This is a genomic window from Paeniclostridium hominis, from assembly GCF_014306135.1.
Taxonomy (GTDB): domain Bacteria; phylum Bacillota; class Clostridia; order Peptostreptococcales; family Peptostreptococcaceae; genus Paraclostridium; species Paraclostridium hominis.
The window spans coordinates 246462-267276 of sequence record NZ_JACRWD010000002.1 but is presented as its reverse complement, the minus strand read 5'-3'; the positions used below and the strand labels follow the sequence as shown (position 1 = coordinate 267276).

Sequence of the window (20815 nt, the reverse complement as noted above, 5' to 3'; positions counted from 1 at the left end):
ATATAGAAATAAATAAAAAATAAGAACTTTTGTAAAAATTATGAAAATGTTTGCCTGATATGGTAAAATAAGAAAGTATTAAAATATTAAAATATTATTTTAAAAGACAACAGGGAGGAAGTTTAATGAGTACAGCAAGTAAGAAAAAAACTAAAGTACAAGCTTTTATGGACTCAATAGAAAAGCTTGGTAACAAATTACCTCATCCAGTACTTATGTTTATGTACATAGCTGCATTTGTATTGGTATTATCGGCAGTGCTGGGATCATTTGGGGTAGTGGCTAAGACACCACTTGGAGAATTCCCAATAAACAACTTATTAGGGCAAGATCCTATAGAAGTATTAAAAGTAGGTGCAAATGGTACTGCAGTAGCAGAAAGATATTCAAATGGATTATCTTATGTAATAGGTACTGCTATAGCTAACTTTATGAATATGTATGCAATAGGGACTATACTTATAATAATGTTAGCGATAGGACTTATGGATCAAAGTGGATATTTATCAATATCTATGAAGAGTATAGTTTCAGCAACGCCTTCTAAATTAGTAACACCAGTTGTTATTTTCTTAGGGGTTATGTCTAATATGGCATCTGATGCAGGATATGTTGTATTAATACCTCTTGCAGCATTAATGTATTATACTTTAGGAAGACATCCATTAGCTGGACTTGCGGCAGGTTTTGCTGGGGTTTCTGGTGGATTCAGTGCAAACCTTTTTGTAAGCTCTACTGATGCATTATTATTACCATTTACTCAAGCAGCAGCGGAAACTGGAGATGCTATGGTAGGAACTAGTTTAGCAGGGGGACTTTCAGTAACAAGTAACTGGTTTTTCATGATGGGATCAACTCTTGTAATTATAATATTAGGAACATTAGTAATTGATAAATTCGTAGAACCAAGATTAGGGACTTATAACACAAAAGAAGCTGATGTTGAAGCTGATCATGAAATAACTCAAAAGGAAAGAGAAGCCTATAAATTTACAAATAAAATATTATTACTAGTTATAGGACTTATAGTTTTAGCTGCATTACCAATAGATACAGGTAATAAGATACCATTAGTTGGAGATTTATCTACTAATGTTAAATTATGGGTAGTTAATTCAGATGGAACAGCAACTCTTAATACTGTAGATAGTTTCTTAGATTCTATATTCTTCAAAGGCGATATGGTAATCATGTTAATGTTTGTTATATTCGCTATAAGTGGACTAGTATATGGATTTAAATCAGGTAAGTTTAAAAAGAGTTCAGATATAGTACCAGCTATGTGTAAAGCAATGGCTGATATGGCTCCAATAATAGTTATATTATTCTTTGTTGCACAATTTATAAACTATTTTAATGATTCACATTTAGGAGTATTAGTAGCATCTTTAGGAGCTGATTTAGTTTCACTTATACCAAAAGGTAACATGTTTATGTCTATGGTATTAATGGTAGCATTTATATTCTTAACAGCATTTGTAAACTTATTCATGGGTGGAGCATCATCTAAGTGGGGATTACTTGCACCAATATTTGTACCTATGTTAATGGTTGCAGGATTCTCTCCAGCAGGTGTACAGTTAATGTATCGTATTGGAGATTCATCTACTAACGTAATATCGCCATTAATGAGTTATCTTGGAGTTATAGTAGTATTTGGACAAAAGTATAAAAAAGATTTTGGTGTTGGAAACTTAATGAGTATGATGATGCCAATATCAATGGCATTTTTAATAGGATGGACTGTGTTTGCTATAATTTGGGCATTATCAGGAGTTCCAATAGGACCAGGAACTCAATTCTTTATTAATTAATACATAAAAGAGCAAAGGATATATTCTTTGCTCTTTTTTAATTTTAAGAATTAAATAGTTGACTTTTTAATAATTAAAACATATTATATAAAATAAACAATAATTAAAAATAAAATATATATATCCTATGAAAAGGATTAGTAACTAGGTATAGATTTAATACAGAGAATTGAGGATGCTGAGAGCTCGATATAAATAAATCTAGTGAATGGACCTTGGAGGAATTAGGTGAAATTTAAAAATATTAAAGAGTAGCTGATATCGTGACTGCACGTTATAGCAGATTATATAAAGAGATATACATTTAATAATTATGTATATAATTTAGGTGGTACCGCGGAAACTATATCCGTCCTATTAACTTAGGACGGATTTTTTTATTTTAAAAATACATAGGAGGAAGATAAAAATGAACAAACTAGGAATAATAGGTGCAATGGATGAGGAAGTAGATATATTAAAAGATATAATGGATATCCAAGAAACTATAGAAAAGGCAAGTTTAAAGTTTTATGTAGGAAAATTAGAAGGAAAAGATGTTGTTTTAGTTAGATGTGGTATAGGAAAAGTTAACGCAGCATTATGTGCTCAAATATTAATAAGTGAATTTAAAGTTGATGCAGTAGTTAATACAGGAGTTGCAGGAGCATTAAATGAAGAATTAGATGTATATGATATAGTAATTTCAACAGATGCTATTCAACATGACTTTGACACAACAGTATTTGGAGACAAAAAAGGTATGATTCCAAGAATGGAAAATTCAATATTTGTAGCAAATGAAAAATTAATAGATGCTGCATATAAATCATCAAAGGAAGAAGTAAAAACTCACAAAGTTTTAAAAGGAAGAGTTTTAAGTGGAGATATATTTATAAGTAGCAAAGAATTAAAAGACGAGTTAGTAAAAGAATTTAATGGATACTGTGGAGAAATGGAAGGAGCAGCTATAGCACATGTATGTCATGTAAATAATACTCCGTTTGTAGTAATAAGAGCTATGTCTGACAAAGCAGATGGAAGTGCTGATGTAACTTATGAAGAATTTGTAAAACAAGCTGCTCATAATTCTAAGGATATAGTAATTAGTATGCTAAAAAATATATAGGAGGAGTTAAATATGAGTGAAAAGAAAATAATATTTAGTGGAGCTCAGCCATCAGGGAAATTAACATTAGGTAATTATTTAGGTGCTATAAAAAACTGGACTGAGTTACAAGAAGAATATAACTGTTATTATAGTGTTGTTGATTTACATGCAATAACAGTACCTCAAGAAGCTAAAAACTTAAGAGCGAACACTATGCAATTATTAGCTCAATATTTAGCTAGTGGATTAGATCCAGAAAAAAATACTATATTTATTCAATCTCATGTTAGTGCACATACAGAACTTATGTGGATATTAAATACAATGACTTACATGGGTGAGTTAAGTAGAATGACACAATTTAAAGATAAATCTCAAAAAAATGAGGCAAATTTAAATGCAGGTTTATTTACTTATCCAGTATTAATGGCAGCTGATATATTATTATATCAAACTGATTTAGTTCCAGTTGGAGAAGATCAAAAACAACATTTAGAATTAGCAAGAGATTTAGCTAATAGATTTAACAATAGATACAGTCCTACATTTAAAGTTCCTGAAGCCTATATACCAAAAGCTGGAGCTAGAGTCATGAGCTTACAAGAACCTACTAAAAAAATGAGTAAATCAGATGAAAATGAAAATGGATATATATTATTAGTTGATGATCCAGATTCGATAAGAAGAAAAATAAAAAGAAGTGTCACAGATTCGATAGGTATAGTTCAATATAATGATGAACAACCAGGTATAAAGAATCTTTTAGATATATATTCTAAATTAGACAACAAATCTATAGAAGAATTAGTAGCTATGTATGAAGGTAAAGGATACGGAGATTTTAAAAATGATGTTTCTGAAGTTATTGTAGAAACTTTAAGACCTTTAAGAGAACAATATGAGTATTTATTATCTAATAAAGATTATTTAGAAGATGTATATGCTAAAGGAGCTCAAAAAGCAGAATATCAAGCAAGAAAAACACTTAGAAAAGTTTATAAGAAAGTTGGATTAATAGAAAAGAAGTTTCTATAATCTAAAAATTTAAAGTCCTATTTATTAGGACTTTTTTTGCATTTTAAATATAAAAATTGACATAATAAAAGTGTAAACAGTTTTTCAATATAAAGAGGGCGTGTTAAAAGTTGAAAAAGTATAGGACTGGCAACAAATTTTGTAGTGATATAAAAAATATGAAAGAAATAGATATAAGAATTAATGGAAATAAAGATGATGGGCACTATTTTAAGAAGCTTCAAGTTGTTAATAACAAACTAGATAATCTAATGTATATAATTGAAAGAAGTAGAATAAGAGATTTTATGATTTTAACAGATAGCAAAAGAAGATTATTTACAATTAATTTTATAGCTGGAGTAGGAAAAGGATTTGGTCAAGCCATAGGATTTAGCGTATTAACAGCTATAGTTTTATATTTAATTTCTAAGTGGGTAAACCTACCTATAGTAGGAGCATATATAGCCAAGTTTTTAGATATTATAGACCAATTTAGGAAAAATTAAAGGAGGACATTATGGATAATAAAAAATATCAAAAAGCTTTATTAAAAGAGAAAGATAATTTGATTAAATTAGTTTCTAAAATGGAAGATAATACGGTATTTGGATATACAACAAATCATACTAGTGAAAAATATACATCAGGTGAACTGTCAAGCTATGATAATCATTTAGGAGATATAGGAACTGAAGTATATATGCAAGAAATGCAAGATAGTTTAACTAGACATGAAAAACTTAAACTAAATGAAATAAATGATGCTTTATATAAAATAGAAAATGGAATTTATGGTATATGTGAAAAATGTAATAAAAATATAGATGAAGATAGATTAGAATTTATTCCTGAGGCAAGGCTGTGTGCAAACTGTGCAAAAAAAGAAGATAGTCATCTTAATAATGTAGAAAGTGTAAGCATAAAAGATAATTTTAGTGGACCAAACTTATATAGAAGCCCTGTTGAAGATTTAGTAAATATGAATAGAGACATGAGAGGTAGACGTTAGAAAAGAGGTTAAAATATGAGAAAATTAATAATACCAATTGTATCTATTTTTTTATTAATTAGTATTATTTATGGAATAAACACTTCCAATATAAGTGGGTTAGACGATCATCAATCAGCGATGATTAACAATAAAAATATAATTAAACAATATGAAGATATAGTAATAACAAAGGGAAATGAATCTAAAAAGGCAATTGCATTAACTTTTGATGATGGTCCAGATGAGGATTTCTCACCTCAAATATTAGATATACTAAAAAAATATAATGTAAAGGCAACATTTTTTATGGTAGGACAAAAAGTTGGATGGAATCCCCAAATAGCTAAAAGGGCATCTGATGAAGGTCACGATATAGGGAATCATACCTTTTCACATATAAATATATGTAAAAGTACAAATGAACAAATAATTAATGAAATAAATAAAACACAAAAAATAATAAAGGATGTAACAGGCAAAGAGCCAACTTTATTTAGACCTCCATATAGAGCGATAAATGAAAACTTGTTTAATATAATAAAATCAAAAGATATGAAGGTTGTTTTATGGTCTGATTTGGATACTAAGGATTGGAGCAATCCAGGAGTATATAATATTATAAAAACAATAGAAGACAACGCAAAAAATGGAACTATAATTTTACTTCATGATTATAATCAAATTAGAAATAATAAATCTCAAACTATACAGGCATTAGAAAAGGTAATACCTAAGATGCAAAGTTTAGGATATGAGTTTGTGACAATATCTGATATGATAAAATAAATTATAAAGCAAAAAGAAGGCATATAATATTGCCTTCTTTTTGCTTTATAATCTATATTGCCCCTTGTAATATTAATATATATAATAATATGTATATAAATATTATAAGGAGGAAAATTTATTGACATACATACTAATAATATTAGGATTAATCGGTTTAGATCAAATATCAAAATATATTGCTATAAAATATTTAGCTGGTATAGGAAGTATACCAATAATAAAAGATATATTTCATTTAACATATGTTGAAAATAGAGGTGCGGCATTTGGGATGTTTCAAAATAACCAAATAATATTTGTTGTAGTAGCATCGATTGCATGTATATTTGGTTTATATTATTTATATAAAAAAGAACTAAACTTATTAGGTAAAACAGCTATTATTCTTATAATATCTGGAGCTATAGGAAATCTTATAGATAGAATAAGATTAGGGTTTGTTGTAGATTATTTTGATTTTAGAATAATTTGGGATTATGTATTTAATATAGCAGATGTTTTTGTAGTAGCAGGAACTATATTATTATGTATTTATATAATATTTTTTGAAAATAACAAGTAGGTGAAGATATGGAAGAGATAAGACAGTTTTTAGTTATAGATGAAGAAGAAGGCTCTAGATTAGATGTATATTTATCGGAACAATTAGGAGATATGTCTAGAAGTTATATACAAAAATTAATAAAAGAAAAGAGAGTTAAAGTTAATGGAAAAGTAGAGAAAGCTAAATATTTAGTAAAAGAAAATGATGATATATTTATAGAGATACCAAAGCCAAAAACTCTTGAAATTATAGCTCAAGATATACCTATAGATATAGTATATGAAGATGATGATTTATTAATAGTAAACAAACCTCAGGATATGGTCGTACATCCAGCTCCAGGAAACTATGAAAATACATTAGTAAATGCAATATTATATCATTGTGAAGGCAATCTATCGTCTATAAATGGAGTTATAAGACCAGGTATAGTACATAGAATAGATAAAGATACATCTGGCCTTTTAATGATTGCAAAAAATAATAATTCTCACAACTATTTATCAGAGCAGTTAAAAGATCATTCAATAACTAGGGAATATGAATTTATATGTCATGGAGTTATAAAAGAAGATAAAATAACTGTAAATAAACCTATAGGAAGAAATCCTAAGGATAGGCTAAAAATGGCAGTAGTTAAAGATGGAAAACATGCAGTTACTCATTTTGAAGTTATTAATAGATATGAAAATTTTACACATGTAAAAGCTACTCTTGAAACAGGAAGAACACATCAAATAAGAGTTCATGCACTATCTTTAAATCATCCTTTATTAGGAGATCCAATATATGGACCTAAAAATAATAAATTTGGAGTTAAAGGCCAAGTTTTACATGCTAAAAAGCTTGGATTTATACATCCAACAACTAAGGAATATGTAGAATTTGATTCAGAGCTACCAGAACATTTTAAGAATATAATTAAAAAATTAAATAAAAATAGTTGAGAAAATATAACTAGTATTATATAATTATAAAAAATGAAAATTACCTTTAAGTGATACAGAGATATCATAAGGCAAGATTAAAAGTACAAATATAATTATAACTATATTTATATTTGGAATGTGTATAGGTTAATTATAGCTTCTTGCCCAAAAGGTAAGAAGCTTTTTTAGTTACCTAGTAAAGGAGGATTTTAATGAAAGAAAAAGCTCAATTAATGGATGATAAGGCTATAACAAGAGCTATAACAAGAATTAGTCATGAAATTATAGAAAGAAATAAAGGTATAGAAAATGTAGTTTTAGTTGGAATAAAAACTAGAGGAGTACCTATTGCAAATAGAATTTCAAAAAAGATTGAAAGTATAGAGGGTAAATTAGTCAATACAGGCGAAGTTGATATAACTTTATACAGAGATGATTTAAAAAAAATTGATGTAGATCCAGTTATAAATGGTTCTAATATAGATTTTGATATAAATGATAAAGTAGTAATATTAGTTGATGATGTTTTATATACTGGAAGAACAGTAAGATCTGCATTAGATGCTATAATGGATATAGGAAGACCTAAGTCTATACAATTAGCAGTATTAGTAGATAGAGGACACAGAGAATTACCAGTAAGAGCAGATTATGTAGGTAAAAATGTTCCTACATCAAGACATGAAATAATATCAGTTATGTTAAGTGAAACTGACGAACAAGATTCAGTAACTATAAAAGAGTAAAAACATAAAATTATATAAGGTTAATACCTTTTAATTCAGTACAGAGATGCTGAAAAAGGGAGAATTATTTCTCCCGCATTAAAAAATAGGGAGGTTTTTTTATGAAAAAAACAATATTATCATTGCAACATCTATTAGCTATGTTTGGAGCTACAGTTTTAGTTCCTATATTAACAGGATTTGATCCAGCGGTAGCAATATTTTGCGCAGGAATAGGGACTTTAATATTTCATACATGTACAAAAGGAGTAGTACCAGCATTTTTAGGATCAAGTTTTGCTTTTATACCAGTAATATTAGCAGCTAAGGAAGCTCACAATGGAGATTTAGCTTATGCACAAGGAGGTATAATTGTAGCAGGGCTTATATATTTAGTAATGTCAGCTATAATAAAAAAAATCGGAGTAGATAAAATAAAAAAATACTTCCCAGCTCAAGTAGTTGGAGCTATGATAGCTGTTATAGGACTTAATTTAATACCTACAGCTTTGGATATGGCATCACATAATTTTATTATAGCAGTTATAACATTAGGATCAGCAGTAGCTATAAATGTATTTGGTAAAGGTTTTGTAAAGCAATTAAATATAATAATTGCTGTTGCCATAGGATATATAATATCTTTAATGTTAGGAAATGTAGATACATCTTTTATGAGCAGTAGTGCATCTTTTTTACAAATACCAGCATTTAGATTACCTAAATTTAGTTTAGAAGCAACAGTATTAATTGCACCTGTAGTTTTAGCGGTATTCATGGAACATATAGGCGATATGACTACTAATGGAACTGTAGTCGGAAAGAATTTCATAGAAGAACCAGGACTTCATAGAACATTAATGGGAGATGCATTAGCTACAATAGCAGCTGGTTTTTTAGGAGGACCAGCAAATACTACTTATGGAGAAAATACAGCAGTACTTGCAATAACTAAAAATTATGATCCATCAATATTAAGAAGAACAGCTATATGTGCAATATTACTTGCATGTGTAAGTAAATTTGGTGGATTTTTACAAAGTATACCTACAGAAGTTATGGGAGGTATAAGTATAATGTTATTTTCTATGATTTCATATGTAGGATTAAAGACTATAAACGATAGCAAATGCATAAGTAATAAAAAGAATATAATAATAGTATTAACTATAATGATAATTGGATTAGGAACTACTTATTTAGGTAATAAAGGAATAGTTATAGGAATTCCTATAACAAAAACAGTTACTATAACAGGACTTAGTTTAGCTGCTATAGTAGGAATAATCTTAAATAGAGTTTTAAATAGAAATGAATTCAAAGTTGAAAAGAAAGAAGAACAATCAGTTCTTAATTCTCAACTTGTATAAAAAAACAGGGATTAACCCTGTTTTTTTAATTTAACAACTAATTCTTCTGATGGTGTTACATAAATAGTGCTATTAGTTTCGTATATAACCATACCAGGCTTAGAACCATTTGGTTTTTTTACATTTTTCTTTAAAGTATAATCTACAGGAACTTGTGAAGACATTTTAGATTTACTGAAAAATGCAGCTAGCATTGCACCTTCAAATATTGTAGATTCTGGAATTTCTTTTCCTTCGGTTTTAATTATTACATGAGATCCAGGTATATTTTTAGTATGCATCCATAAGTCATCATTATTAGCAATTTTTAATGTTAAAAAGTCATTTTGCTTATTATTTTTACCAACTAATATTGTAAATCCATCTGAAGATAAAAACTCATTTGGTTTAGTTGTTAGATTGTTTTTATCTTTTTTTGATTTTACCTTACCACGCATATAACCAAGTTTTTGTAATTCTTCTTTTATATCATCAAGTTCTGCTAAGTTATCACAGTTATCTATACTAAGTATTATATTTTCAAGATAATTTATTTCTTCTAAACTTAATCCTATTTGAGTTGTTATTTCTTTTTTAGCATGTTTTAGTTTATTATATCTTTTAAAATACTTTTGAGCATTTTCTGATGGAGTAAGATTTTTATTAAGATCTATTTTAATTAAAGGACAGTCTTCTTCATAAAAATTTTGAACCTCTACAAAATCCATACCTTTTTCAATCATATATATATATGCAGTTATAAGTTCGCCTTTTATTTTATAGATATTAGCATTATCAGATTCTTTAAGTTCAATTTTTTGTTTTTTCAATTTGTTGTATAATCTGTCTAGTTTAATTGATATACTCTTTTTAAAATCAGAAGCTCTTTGGTTTATTCTTTCTTTAGCATCTTTATTAGCATAAAAACTTTCTATTATAGATGATATACTTTCATCATGAACAACTTTTAAGCTATCAAATAATGTTAAATCTATAGAACTAAAATCTATAAGTTTATCTATAGAAGAATCTATTGCTAAGCAAGGATTATAATTACCATCTTTAATATTAAAAATTACGTTACTAAATTCTTTATATAAATTATCAAAATCTATACCATCAATACTTGAAGCTGGTTTAGAAATATCTAAATTTGATCTAAAACATATCTCTTTAGATACAATAGGACTTATACCTAAGAACTTAGAGTATATACATTTTGATATACTTCCATCAAACTCAGATATTGTTTCTTTAAATTTATCCTTAGATATTTTATCAAGAGGGTTTAACTTATCTTGAGCAGGTGGTAATACATAAGTCATACCAGGTAGTAGTTGTCTAACTCTACTTACACTAGGAGGAATTCTCTTTATAGAATCAACTATTTTATTTTCTTCGTGAGTAAGTATTATATTACTATGTCTTCCCATTATTTCTATTATTATATCTTTAGTAGTTTTAGCTTTTAGCTCATCAAGAGATTCAACAGTTATTTTTATAATTCTTTCAAATCCAACTTGAGACACACTAACTATATTCCCACTTTGTATATACTTTCTAAGTAACATACAAAACATAGGGGCATTTATGGGATTTTCTTTTTTATAATTTGCAGAAAGATAAACCCTAGGGTTAGATGCACTTGCACTAAGTACAAGTTTAAAATTTTCTTTATTATTTCTTATATGTAAAACTATTTCGTCATTTTCTGGTTGATATACTTTATCTATTTTACCGCCAACTAATTTAGATGATAATTCATCTGAAATAGCGTGGATAACTAAACCATCAAAGGCCATAATATCATTCCTTTCAAAATTTATTGATAAGTAGATTATTACACAGATGTATAATAATGTGAATATAATATTTAGAATATAGTTTAAAATAATATATAGGTTATAATCAATATAATTTCCTTTTATGAACAAAATATTGTATAATAAGCTAAGAATTCAAATTTATAGGGGGGATATAAATGAACTTCTGGAAATTACATGGAGTCGGCAATGATTTTATAGCAATAGATGGTAGATTTGATAATATAGATCCTAATAATTATTCAGATTTAGCTAAAAAAGTTTGTCATAGACACTTTGGTATAGGTGCAGACGGATTACTAGTTGTTAAAAATTCAAATATATGTGATGTTGAAATGGTATATTACAATTCTGATGGATCTAGAGCTAATATGTGTGGAAATGGTCTAAGATGTTTTTGTAAATTCGTATATGACAATAATATAGTAAAAGAAAATGAATTTAGTGTATATACACTTGACGGTATAAAAAAAATATCTTTAAATATAAACAAAGAAAAAATTGATACTATAAAAGTAAATATGGGAAAACCAAATTTCAATCCTAATATAATTCCAGTAAAAACAAATAAAGAAGTCTTTATAAATGAAAAGTTAGTAATAGATAATAAAGAAATAGAAGTTAGTTCGGTTCTTATGGGAGTTCCTCATACAATTGTGTTTGTAGATGAAATAATAAAAAAAGACATATATAAGTATGGAGAATTAATAGAAAAAAATGAAATATTCCCACAAAATACTAATGTTAACTTTGTAAAGATAGATGATAAAAATAATATTCAGGTTTATACATGGGAAAGAGGTTGTGGTTATACATTAGGATGTGGAACAGGAATGACTGCATCTGTTATAGTAGCTAATTACTTAAATAAAGTTAATAAAAAAGTAAATGTTAAATCAGAAGGTGGAAGTGTAAAAATAGAAATACTAGATGATGTATACATGATAGGAAATGCAGTTAAAATATGTGAAGGAACTTTGGAGGTATAGTAAATGGCTATTAGTATGACAGGCTTTGGAAGAGGCGAATATAAAAATGATAATTATCATTTTACAGTAGAATGCAGAACTATTAATCATAAATATGTAGATATAAATATACGTCTTCCGAGAAAAATATCTTTTCTAGAGGATAAAATAAGAAATGTAGTTAAAGAATATGTAAAAAGAGGTAGAGTTGATTTATATATAAAACTTGACTTAATAGGTAGTGAAGATGTAAACTTAAAATTTGATGAGAAGTTAGCTAGTGAATATGTAAATATATTAAATAATATAAAATCAACATTTAACTTACAAGATGATATAACAGTTATGAATATAGCTAAATTTCCAGATATAATAAAAAGTGAAGAAAAAGAAGAAGATGAAGACTTATTATGGTCAATGCTAAAGGTAGCTTTAGACGATTGCCTTGTTAAGTTAAAAGATATGAGAAAAGAAGAAGGTATAAAACTTTCTAATGACATAGATATGAGATGTGATTTATTAAAAGATTATATTGAACAAATAGAAAACTATTCATATAATGTTGTTAATGAATACAAAGAAAAATTAAATAATAGAATAGCTGAAATACTAGACAATCCAAGTCTTGTTGATGAAAATAGACTAGCTCAAGAAGTTGCAATATATGCAGATAAGTGTAGTATAACAGAAGAAATAGTAAGATTTAAAAGTCATATCTTACAACTTAAAAAGACAATACATAAAGATGAATCTATAGGTAGAAAAATAGATTTCTTAATACAAGAAATGAATAGAGAAACAAACACTATAGGGTCAAAATCATCAGATCTTAATATAACTAACTTAGTAGTTGAAATAAAAAGCGAATTAGAAAAAATAAGAGAACAAATACAAAATGTAGAATAGGAGAGATTATTATGAGCATGAACCTTATAAATATAGGATATGGTAATGTAGTTATGGCGAATAAGGTAGTTGCTATAGTAAGCCCAGAGTCAGCTCCTATAAGAAGATTAATACAAGAAAGTAAAGAAAGTGGAAGGTTAATTGATGCTACTTATGGTAGAAAAACTAGGGCAGTTATAATAACTGATAGTCAGTATATAATATTATCATCAGTTCAACCAGAAACTGTAGCACACAGATTCACCGATAAAGACGATCAGCAGATAGAGAATTAGAAAGGAAGATATAAATGAAAAGGAAAGGTTTATTACTAGTTGTTTCTGGACCATCTGGAGCAGGTAAAGGAACTATATGTAAAGAATTTTTACAAAATAATAAGGATGTTAAATTATCAATTTCTGCAACTACTAGAAATCCAAGAGAAGGAGAAGTAGATGGAGTTAACTATTTCTTTGTAACTAAAGAAAAGTTTAAAGACATGATAAATAACAATGAATTATTAGAACATGCTCAAATATATGATAATTTCTATGGGACACCAAAAGCTGCTATACTAGAGAACTTAGAAAATGGAAATGATGTTGTTTTAGAGATAGAAATGCAAGGTGCTAGACAAATAAAAGATGTATATCCAGAAGGTGTATTTATATTTATACTTCCTCCATCTCTTAATGAGTTAAAAAATAGAATTGTTGGAAGAGGCACAGAAACAGAAGAACAAATAAATAAAAGATTTGGTTCAGCTGTTGATGAAATATGCCAAATAGAACACTATGATTATTTTATAGTAAATAATGATGTAAAAACTTCAGCTCAAGAATTAGAACACATAATATCAGCTGAAAAAAATAAAGTTTATAGATATAAAGAAAATATAATAAAAAAATTCAAGGAGGAATTATAAGATGATAAAGCCATCAATAAATGAAGTATTAAACCAAATCGATAACAGATATTATTTAGTAGTAACAGTAGCTAAAAGATCTAGAGAATTAATAGATGGAGCAACACCATATGTTCCTACAACTAAGCACCAACAAATAAAACCAGTTACATTAGCTACACAAGAAGTTGCAGATAGAAAAATAACTTTTAGAAAATTAACAGAAGAAGAAATAGAAATAGAAGAAGCTAAGCAACATTTAGCTCAAGTTCAAAACATAATAGAGGAGTAATAATATGTTAAAGGACAAAACAGTAGTTTTAGGTGTTTCTGGAGGAATTGCTGTATACAAAGCTTGTGACTTAGTGAGTAAATTAAAAAAAGTTGGAGTAAATGTTCATGTAATAATGACTAAATCAGCTACTGAATTTGTAGCTCCACTTACGTTTCAAACATTAAGTCAAAATTATGTTGTAGAAGATATGTTTGAATCTCCAAAAACTTGGGATGTAGAACATGTTTCATTGGCAAAAAAAGCTGATTTATTTGCATTAGTTCCTGCTACTGCAAATCTAATTGGTAAAGTAGCAAATGGAATTGCAGATGATATGCTAACAACTACAGTTATGGCTACAAAAGCTAAAGTGCTTATAGCTCCTGCAATGAATACGAATATGTATGAAAATCCTGTAGTTCAAAGAAATATACAAACATTAAAAGATTTAAATTATGAGTTTGTTGAGCCTGAAAGCGGAAGATTAGCTTGCGGAGATATCGGTTCGGGTAAATTGGCATCTGTAGATGTTATATTTGAAAGTATAATAAATCTTTTACAAGAAAAAAAAGATTTAAAAGGTACAAGCATAATAGTAACAGCAGGTCCTACAGTTGAAAGTATTGATCCTGTAAGATATATAACAAATAGATCAACAGGAAAAATGGGATATGCTATAGCTAAAAAAGCTATAGAAAGAGGTGCAGATGTGACTTTAATATCAGGACCTACTAATATCATACCGCCTCAAAATCTGAAAAAGTTTATAAAAACTGAATCAGCAGATGATATGTATAATGCTGTTTTAGAGAACATAGATGAAAATCAAGTAATAATAAAAAGTGCTGCAGTTGCAGATTATAAACCTAAAAATTATTCTGGTAAAAAAATTAAAAAATCAGATGATGATTTAAGCATTAAGCTAGATAGAACAAAAGATATAGCATTAGAAATAGGTAAAATAAAAAAAGATAAAATCTTAGTTGGATTTGCTGCAGAAACTAATGATTTATTAGAAAATGCTAAACGTAAAATAGATAAAAAGAACTTAGATTTTATAGTAGCAAATGATTTAACTCAAGAGGGTGCCGGATTTGGAGTGGACACCAATATAGTTAAAGTTATAGATAAAGATGGAATCATAAATGAGTATCCTAAAATGAAAAAAGAAGAGGTAGCTGACGTTATCTTAGATAAGATAAAAACTCTATTAAATATATAAGCATCTATATTAAATATAGATGCTTAATTTTCATTTATAGATAAATAGTATATTATTAGGGTACTTATAAATAATATGTTTACTGTAAATGATAAGAATAAGTATATAAAAATATAAATAGAGGTTAAAATATGAAGCAATATGCAAAAGTTATAGTAAGAAATAATTCTATACATACAGATAATTTATTTACGTATGAAATACCAGATTTTTTTAGTGAAAATATATGTATAGGACATAGAATATTAGTTCCTTTTGGAATGTATAATAAACCGTTAGAAGCATTTGTATTTGATATAGTTGATTTTATTGACGAAAATATAAAAACTAAAAAAATACTTGATTTATTAGATGAAGAGCCTATTTTTAATAAAGATGATATAAATTTAATAATATGGATGAAAAATAAATACTTATGTACATATATTGATTGTATAAATTTATTATATCCAAAAGGATATAAACTAAATAATTTTAAAGTAATTAAGCTTAAAGATGAAGATTATAAAAGTACAAATAAAAATGAAAATAAAATTTTAGAAATACTAAAAAATAATAAAGGCAAAATAAAATTTGAAAAAATAAAGAAAATACCAAATGCAAATAACTTGATATATAAAATGCAAAAAAATAATATAGTAGAGTTAAAATGGGAATATAAAGACCATAAAAATGAAAAGAAAGTTTATTCAATATCATTAATTGAAGATATAGTAGATATTGATGATTATATAAATATAAATAAAATAAGATTAGGAAATAAGCAAAAAGAAATTATAGAATTTTTAAAAGAAAAAAAAGAAGTTGATTTAAATGAAGTACTAGAAAATTTAAAAATAACAAGACAAAGTATAAATAAGCTAAAAGAAAAAAATCTTATTAGAATAGAAGAAGTTGATTTTTATAGAAGTCCAGAACAAATATACTCTATAGAGCAAAAAGAAATAAATTTAAATGAAGAACAAAGTAAAGTAGTAAGTACAATAAATAGTGAAATGTTTGATGAAAATAAAAAACCATATATGATTCATGGAGTGACAGGAAGTGGTAAAACAGAAGTATATATGGCTATAATTGAAAATGCATTAACTCAAGGATTAGATGGTTTAGTTTTAGTTCCTGAAATTTCTTTGACTCCTCAAACTATATCAAGATTTAAAAACAAATTTGGAGACATTGTAGGAGTTTTTCACAGTCAACTATCAGAAGGTGAAAAACATGATGTGTATAAACAAGTAAAAGAGGGGAAAATAAGAATATTAATTGGTGCTAGATCGGCTTTATTTACACCATTTACAAGTTTGGGTGTTATAATTATCGATGAATTTCATGAAAGTGCATACAAATCAGATAAAAATCCTAAATTTAGTGCTATAGAAGTAGCTAAGTTTATAGCAAAGAAAAGAGATATTTCTTTAGTTTTAGGATCTGCAACACCATCTATAGAAGAATATTATAAAGCTGTTAATGGTGAATATAAGTTACTTGAAATAAATAAAAGAGCAAATAAAAAGCCTATGCCAAAAATTGAAGTTGCTGATATGAAAGAAGAACTTATGATAGGTAACAAAAGCATATTTAGTACTAAACTAAAGTCAGAAATAGAACTTGCTATAAAAAATAATAGTCAAGTGATGCTATTTTTAAATCGAAGAGGGTATTCAAATTTTGTATCTTGCAGAAAATGTGGTTATGTATTTACTTGTGAGAATTGTGATATATCACTTACATATCATAAAAAAAGTAATACAGGAAAATGCCACTATTGTGGATATGAAAAGGAAATTCCTAGCGAGTGCCCAGAATGTAAAAGCAAATACATAAAACCATTTGGAATAGGTACTCAAAAAATCGAAGAAGAAATAAAAACTATATTTCCTAACTTAAGAGTTTTAAGGCTTGATAAGGACACGACTTCTAGGAAAGGCTCATTTGATAGAATCTTAAATAGTTTTAAAAATAAAGAAGCCGATATTCTTATAGGAACACAAATGCTTAGCAAAGGATTAGATTTTGATAATGTAACATTAGTAGGAATATTATCAGCAGATATGATACTTAAATTTCCAGATTTTAGGAGTTCGGAAATGACTTTTCAACTAATTACTCAAGTTGCAGGTAGAGCAGGAAGAGCTGAAAAAGATGGAAAAGTAATTTTACAAACTTATGATACTGATCACTATGCAATTAAACGTGCTATAAATTATGACTTTAAAGGATTTTATGAAGATGAAATAAAAATAAGAAAATTATTTGATTATGCTCCATTTAATAATATGGTTAGTGTTGTATTAAGTGGAAAAGATAATAAGTTAGTAGAAAGTAATTCTAAAAAAATGTATGATTCATTAGCTTATTTATTAAGAGAGCGTGGTATAAATGATTTATCTTTTATATTAGGGCCTAACCAATGTTCTATAGGAAAAATAAATCAAAATTATAGGTGGCAAATATTATTTAAAGATGAGGATATTGAAATAAATCTATTAAAGGGTATAATAAAATATATATGTATAACTAAGCGCGAGATAGTTTTTGATAAGGATATAAATATATCTATAGATATAAATCCTTATAGTGTATTATAAAAATTAGGAGGAATATAAAATGGCGTTAAGACAAATAGTTCAAATAGGAGAACCTGTATTAAGAAAAAAGTGTAAAGTTGTAGAAAAAATAGATGAAAAAATAATACAATTATTAGATGATATGGCTGATACTATGTATGAAGCTGACGGTGTAGGACTTGCAGCTCCACAAGTTGGAATATTAAAAAGAATAGCAGTAATAGATGTTGGAGATGGAATAATAGAACTTATAAATCCAGAGATAATAGAGACTTCAGGAGAACAAACTGATGATGAAGGATGCTTAAGTGTTATGAATGAATCAGGACCAGTTACAAGACCTTATTATGTTAAAGTAAGAGCTATGAATAGAAAAGGACAAATGTTTGAAATGGAAGGAGAAGAACTTTTAGCTAGAGCATTTTGTCATGAAATAGACCACTTAGATGGAATATTATTTGTAGATAAAATTGAAAAGTAGTAGGAGTTGATATATATGAAAATAGTATTTATGGGTACGCCAGAATTTGCAGTTCCATGTTTACAAAAAATAATAGATGAAGGACATGAAGTACTAGCAGTTGTTACTCAACCAGATAAACCTAAAGGTAGAGGAAAAAAACTAGCTATGCCTCCAGTTAAAGAATTAGCTTTAAAATATAATATTGATGTATATCAACCAGTTAAGGCTAGAGAAGAATCTTTTGTAGAAAAATTAAAAGAAATTAATCCTGAATTAATTGTAGTTGTGGCATTTGGTCAGATATTACCAAAGAGTATATTAGATATACCTAAGTTTGGATGTGTTAATGTACATGCATCATTATTACCAAAATACAGAGGAGCAGCACCTTTAAATTGGGTTATAATAAATGGAGAAGAAAAAACAGGTGTAACTACAATGTATATGGATGTTGGTCTAGATACAGGAGATATGATTTTAAAGAGTGAAATACCTTTAGATGATGAAATAACAGCAGGTGAACTTCATGATAAAATGATGATAGATGGAGCAAATGTATTAAAAGAAACAATAGACCTTATTGCACAAGGAAAAGCTCCAAGAGAAAAGCAAAATGACGATGAAACTTGTTATTCACCTATAATGGATAAAACATTAGGAAATATAGATTGGAATAAATCTGCTAAAGATATACATAATCTTGTAAGAGGTGTAAATCCATGGCCTAGTGCATATACGACTTATGAGAATCAAACTATGAAAATATGGAAAACTAAAGTTGTAGATAAAAATAGTGATAAAGCTCCAGGGACTATATTAAAAGTTGATAAAGAGGGTATAGAAGTAAATACAGGAAATGGAGTTATTCAAATAAGTGAGATACAAATGTCTGGAAAGAAAAGAATGGTAGTATCTGAATATATAAAAGGAAATACTATAAGTACTGATATTGTATTAGGAATATAAGATGATAAACTTTAAAAAGTATATGACAACAATAGGCTTTTTCATATTAATATTAGTCGGATTATTTTTAGGAATGAATATTTTTATGAAAAGCCTAGAAAATCTGTTTTCTATAACGATAAATGCATTAATAATATTATTATTAATTATAACTATATTTTCAAGTGTAGTTACTTATAGTGTATTGAAAGGTAAAAAAGTAAATAAAGACATAATGAAAATTAACTTTAAAATAGTTAATTTACTATATCCAATACTTATAGCATTAGGCAATACTTTAAATATACCTAAAGATGAAATAAGAAAAGTTTATGTTAAATTAAACAATGATTATATATATAGTAATAGGTATAAAATAAAACCAGAAGACATACTTATTCTTATACCACATTGTATTCAAAAAAGTAAGTGTAAACTAAAAATTACAACAGACGTAAGAAATTGCAAAAGTTGTGGTCTTTGTAATGTAGCTGACTTATTAAAATTACAAAATAAGTATGGTGTTAATGTATTTATAGCTACAGGTGGTACATTAGCAAGAAAAAAAATAAAAGAATTTAGACCTAAAGCTGTAGTGGCTGTAGCTTGTGAAAGAGATTTAACAGCTGGAGTTCAAGATATAAATCAAATTCCAGTATTAGGCGTATTTAACAAAAGACCTAATGGTCCTTGTGTAGATACTGAAATTGATGCCAAAGAAGTTGAAAATGCAATAAAATTCTTTATAGGAGAGTGTTAGATATGATGCCATTTTATGGTGGGTATGGATATCATTTAGATCCTACGTTAATTATTTTAATACCAGCTATACTTTTTACTATGTATGCTCAATTTAAAGTTAATAACACAACTAGTAGGTATTTTAAAGTTAGTAGTAGATTAGGTTATACAGGAGAACAAACAGCTAGAAGAATATTAGATGCAAATGGACTTTATAATGTCAGAATTGAAATGGTCCCAGGAAGATTAAGTGATCATTACGATCCGAGAAGTAATGTAGTTAGATTATCTGAGGATATATACTATGGAACATCTATTACAGCTACTTCTGTTGCAGCGCATGAGTGTGGGCATGCTATTCAACATGCTAAAGGGTATGCTCCTCTTCAGATAAGAAGTAGTTTAGTTCCTGTAGTAAACTTTGCATCTAATATTTCATGGTTTTTAATATTTGCAGGACTTTTTATGTCAGGTCCTTTACTAAAAATAGGTATACTATTATTTTCAGCATCTGTATTATTTCAAATAATAACATTACCAGTAGAATTTAATGCATCTAGTAGAGCTTTAGTTCAACTTGGAAATGAGGGTATATTAGAAGGAAAAGAGATAAAGCAAGGGAGAGAAGTATTAACTGCAGCAGCATTAACATATGTAGCAGCAGCATTAACATCAGTACTTCAATTACTAAGATTAATTGCAATAGCACAAAGACATGATGATTAATAGAGATTGTCCTAGGGGTTTCTAGGACTTTTTCTATTTAGAGATGGAG

The 20815-nt window shown here is 27.5% G+C and carries 22 protein-coding genes and 1 other annotated feature; of the genes, 21 read left to right on the top strand and 1 reads right to left on the bottom strand.

The window, feature by feature from the left end; translation table 11 throughout:
- Nucleotides 1–125: 125 nt before the first annotated feature.
- The 10 genes from H8891_RS09240 (at nt 126) to H8891_RS09195 (ending at nt 9269) form a co-directional block, all read left to right on the top strand.
- Nucleotides 126–1814, top strand: coding sequence for an AbgT family transporter (locus H8891_RS09240; protein WP_187006212.1), 1689 nt, complete (start codon nt 126–128; stop codon nt 1812–1814).
- Nucleotides 1815–1932: 118 nt separating this feature from the next.
- Nucleotides 1933–2174, top strand: a binding site (T-box leader).
- Nucleotides 2175–2223: 49 nt separating this feature from the next.
- Nucleotides 2224–2922 (top strand): 5'-methylthioadenosine/adenosylhomocysteine nucleosidase, encoded by a 699-nt coding sequence (locus H8891_RS09235; RefSeq protein WP_187006211.1) that lies wholly within the window; start codon nt 2224–2226, stop codon nt 2920–2922.
- A gap of 12 nt (nt 2923–2934) precedes the next feature.
- Nucleotides 2935–3939, top strand: coding sequence for a tryptophan--tRNA ligase (gene trpS, locus H8891_RS09230; protein ID WP_147543171.1), 1005 nt, complete (start codon nt 2935–2937; stop codon nt 3937–3939).
- Between the two features lie 110 nt (nt 3940–4049).
- The gene (locus H8891_RS09225) at nt 4050–4427 is read left to right on the top strand and encodes a DUF5665 domain-containing protein (RefSeq protein ID WP_187006210.1); all 378 of its coding nucleotides are present in this window, start codon (nt 4050–4052) and stop codon (nt 4425–4427) included.
- A gap of 11 nt (nt 4428–4438) precedes the next feature.
- The gene (locus tag H8891_RS09220) at nt 4439–4930 is read left to right on the top strand and encodes a TraR/DksA C4-type zinc finger protein (RefSeq protein WP_187006209.1); all 492 of its coding nucleotides are present in this window, start codon (nt 4439–4441) and stop codon (nt 4928–4930) included.
- A gap of 15 nt (nt 4931–4945) precedes the next feature.
- Nucleotides 4946–5698 (top strand): polysaccharide deacetylase family protein, encoded by a 753-nt coding sequence (locus H8891_RS09215; RefSeq protein WP_187006208.1) that lies wholly within the window; start codon nt 4946–4948, stop codon nt 5696–5698.
- A 121-nt stretch (nt 5699–5819) separates the two neighbouring features.
- Complete coding sequence (gene lspA, locus H8891_RS09210) at nt 5820–6263, top strand: signal peptidase II (RefSeq protein ID WP_187006207.1); 444 nt, start codon at nt 5820–5822, stop codon at nt 6261–6263.
- Between the two features lie 8 nt (nt 6264–6271).
- A complete protein-coding gene (locus H8891_RS09205) occupies nt 6272–7192 on the top strand; it encodes an RluA family pseudouridine synthase (RefSeq protein ID WP_187006206.1) in 921 nt (306 codons plus the stop codon).
- 194 nt (nt 7193–7386) lie between these two features.
- The gene (pyrR, locus tag H8891_RS09200; RefSeq protein WP_187006205.1) at nt 7387–7920 is read left to right on the top strand and encodes a bifunctional pyr operon transcriptional regulator/uracil phosphoribosyltransferase PyrR; all 534 of its coding nucleotides are present in this window, start codon (nt 7387–7389) and stop codon (nt 7918–7920) included.
- Between the two features lie 101 nt (nt 7921–8021).
- Nucleotides 8022–9269, top strand: coding sequence for a uracil-xanthine permease family protein (locus H8891_RS09195; RefSeq protein WP_147543178.1), 1248 nt, complete (start codon nt 8022–8024; stop codon nt 9267–9269).
- 11 nt (nt 9270–9280) lie between these two features.
- Here the strand turns inward: H8891_RS09195 and H8891_RS09190 are convergent, their stop codons facing one another.
- Nucleotides 9281–11050 (bottom strand): Rqc2 family fibronectin-binding protein, encoded by a 1770-nt coding sequence (locus H8891_RS09190; protein WP_187006204.1) that lies wholly within the window; start codon nt 11048–11050, stop codon nt 9281–9283.
- Nucleotides 11051–11229: 179 nt separating this feature from the next.
- Here H8891_RS09190 and dapF point away from each other — a divergent pair, with 179 nt between their 5' ends.
- The 11 genes from dapF to H8891_RS09135 all read left to right on the top strand — a co-directional run bounded on the left by dapF (nt 11230) and on the right by H8891_RS09135 (nt 20766).
- Nucleotides 11230–12060: a diaminopimelate epimerase gene (dapF, locus tag H8891_RS09185; protein ID WP_147543180.1), complete on the top strand. Its 831-nt coding sequence runs from the start codon at nt 11230–11232 to the stop codon at nt 12058–12060.
- 3 nt (nt 12061–12063) lie between these two features.
- A complete protein-coding gene (locus H8891_RS09180) occupies nt 12064–12945 on the top strand; it encodes a YicC/YloC family endoribonuclease (RefSeq protein ID WP_187006203.1) in 882 nt (293 codons plus the stop codon).
- Nucleotides 12946–12956: 11 nt separating this feature from the next.
- Entirely contained in the window at nt 12957–13220 is a 264-nt protein-coding gene (gene remA / locus H8891_RS09175) for an extracellular matrix/biofilm regulator RemA (RefSeq protein WP_147543182.1), read from the top strand.
- 14 nt (nt 13221–13234) lie between these two features.
- Nucleotides 13235–13849: a guanylate kinase gene (gene gmk, locus H8891_RS09170; protein ID WP_187006202.1), complete on the top strand. Its 615-nt coding sequence runs from the start codon at nt 13235–13237 to the stop codon at nt 13847–13849.
- 1 nt (nt 13850) lies between these two features.
- Nucleotides 13851–14120 carry a DNA-directed RNA polymerase subunit omega gene (gene rpoZ, locus H8891_RS09165; RefSeq protein ID WP_147543184.1) on the top strand — a complete coding sequence of 90 codons (270 nt, stop codon included), beginning with the start codon at nt 13851–13853 and terminating at the stop codon, nt 14118–14120.
- Between the two features lie 4 nt (nt 14121–14124).
- Nucleotides 14125–15324 (top strand): bifunctional phosphopantothenoylcysteine decarboxylase/phosphopantothenate--cysteine ligase CoaBC, encoded by a 1200-nt coding sequence (coaBC, locus tag H8891_RS09160; protein WP_187006201.1) that lies wholly within the window; start codon nt 14125–14127, stop codon nt 15322–15324.
- Between the two features lie 131 nt (nt 15325–15455).
- Nucleotides 15456–17912 (top strand): primosomal protein N', encoded by a 2457-nt coding sequence (gene priA, locus H8891_RS09155; protein ID WP_187006200.1) that lies wholly within the window; start codon nt 15456–15458, stop codon nt 17910–17912.
- Between the two features lie 19 nt (nt 17913–17931).
- Nucleotides 17932–18372 carry a peptide deformylase gene (gene def, locus H8891_RS09150; RefSeq protein WP_147543187.1) on the top strand — a complete coding sequence of 147 codons (441 nt, stop codon included), beginning with the start codon at nt 17932–17934 and terminating at the stop codon, nt 18370–18372.
- Nucleotides 18373–18387: 15 nt separating this feature from the next.
- A complete protein-coding gene (gene fmt, locus H8891_RS09145; protein ID WP_147543188.1) occupies nt 18388–19320 on the top strand; it encodes a methionyl-tRNA formyltransferase in 933 nt (310 codons plus the stop codon).
- Nucleotide 19321: 1 nt separating this feature from the next.
- Nucleotides 19322–20059 carry a DUF116 domain-containing protein gene (locus H8891_RS09140; RefSeq protein ID WP_187006199.1) on the top strand — a complete coding sequence of 246 codons (738 nt, stop codon included), beginning with the start codon at nt 19322–19324 and terminating at the stop codon, nt 20057–20059.
- 2 nt (nt 20060–20061) lie between these two features.
- Complete coding sequence (locus tag H8891_RS09135; protein WP_187006198.1) at nt 20062–20766, top strand: zinc metallopeptidase; 705 nt, start codon at nt 20062–20064, stop codon at nt 20764–20766.
- Nucleotides 20767–20815: the final 49 nt, after the last annotated feature.

Bases quoted from the DNA above. Each gene is read 5' to 3' on its own strand.
- H8891_RS09215 (WP_187006208.1), top strand. From the start codon at position 4,946: ATGAGAAAATTAATAATACCAATTGTATCTATTTTTTTATTAATTAGT.
- H8891_RS09180 (WP_187006203.1), top strand. From the start codon at position 12,064: ATGGCTATTAGTATGACAGGCTTTGGAAGAGGCGAATATAAAAATGAT.
- H8891_RS09140 (WP_187006199.1), top strand. From the start codon at position 19,322: ATGATAAACTTTAAAAAGTATATGACAACAATAGGCTTTTTCATATTA.
- coaBC (WP_187006201.1), top strand. From the start codon at position 14,125: ATGTTAAAGGACAAAACAGTAGTTTTAGGTGTTTCTGGAGGAATTGCT.
- pyrR (WP_187006205.1), top strand. From the start codon at position 7,387: ATGAAAGAAAAAGCTCAATTAATGGATGATAAGGCTATAACAAGAGCT.
- H8891_RS09205 (WP_187006206.1), top strand. From the start codon at position 6,272: ATGGAAGAGATAAGACAGTTTTTAGTTATAGATGAAGAAGAAGGCTCT.
- H8891_RS09190 (WP_187006204.1), bottom strand. From the start codon at position 11,050: ATGGCCTTTGATGGTTTAGTTATCCACGCTATTTCAGATGAATTATCA.
- H8891_RS09240 (WP_187006212.1), top strand. From the start codon at position 126: ATGAGTACAGCAAGTAAGAAAAAAACTAAAGTACAAGCTTTTATGGAC.
- gmk (WP_187006202.1), top strand. From the start codon at position 13,235: ATGAAAAGGAAAGGTTTATTACTAGTTGTTTCTGGACCATCTGGAGCA.
- H8891_RS09135 (WP_187006198.1), top strand. From the start codon at position 20,062: ATGATGCCATTTTATGGTGGGTATGGATATCATTTAGATCCTACGTTA.
- H8891_RS09220 (WP_187006209.1), top strand. From the start codon at position 4,439: ATGGATAATAAAAAATATCAAAAAGCTTTATTAAAAGAGAAAGATAAT.
- def (WP_147543187.1), top strand. From the start codon at position 17,932: ATGGCGTTAAGACAAATAGTTCAAATAGGAGAACCTGTATTAAGAAAA.
- dapF (WP_147543180.1), top strand. From the start codon at position 11,230: ATGAACTTCTGGAAATTACATGGAGTCGGCAATGATTTTATAGCAATA.
- rpoZ (WP_147543184.1), top strand. From the start codon at position 13,851: ATGATAAAGCCATCAATAAATGAAGTATTAAACCAAATCGATAACAGA.
- H8891_RS09195 (WP_147543178.1), top strand. From the start codon at position 8,022: ATGAAAAAAACAATATTATCATTGCAACATCTATTAGCTATGTTTGGA.
- trpS (WP_147543171.1), top strand. From the start codon at position 2,935: ATGAGTGAAAAGAAAATAATATTTAGTGGAGCTCAGCCATCAGGGAAA.
- remA (WP_147543182.1), top strand. From the start codon at position 12,957: ATGAGCATGAACCTTATAAATATAGGATATGGTAATGTAGTTATGGCG.
- fmt (WP_147543188.1), top strand. From the start codon at position 18,388: ATGAAAATAGTATTTATGGGTACGCCAGAATTTGCAGTTCCATGTTTA.
- H8891_RS09235 (WP_187006211.1), top strand. From the start codon at position 2,224: ATGAACAAACTAGGAATAATAGGTGCAATGGATGAGGAAGTAGATATA.
- priA (WP_187006200.1), top strand. From the start codon at position 15,456: ATGAAGCAATATGCAAAAGTTATAGTAAGAAATAATTCTATACATACA.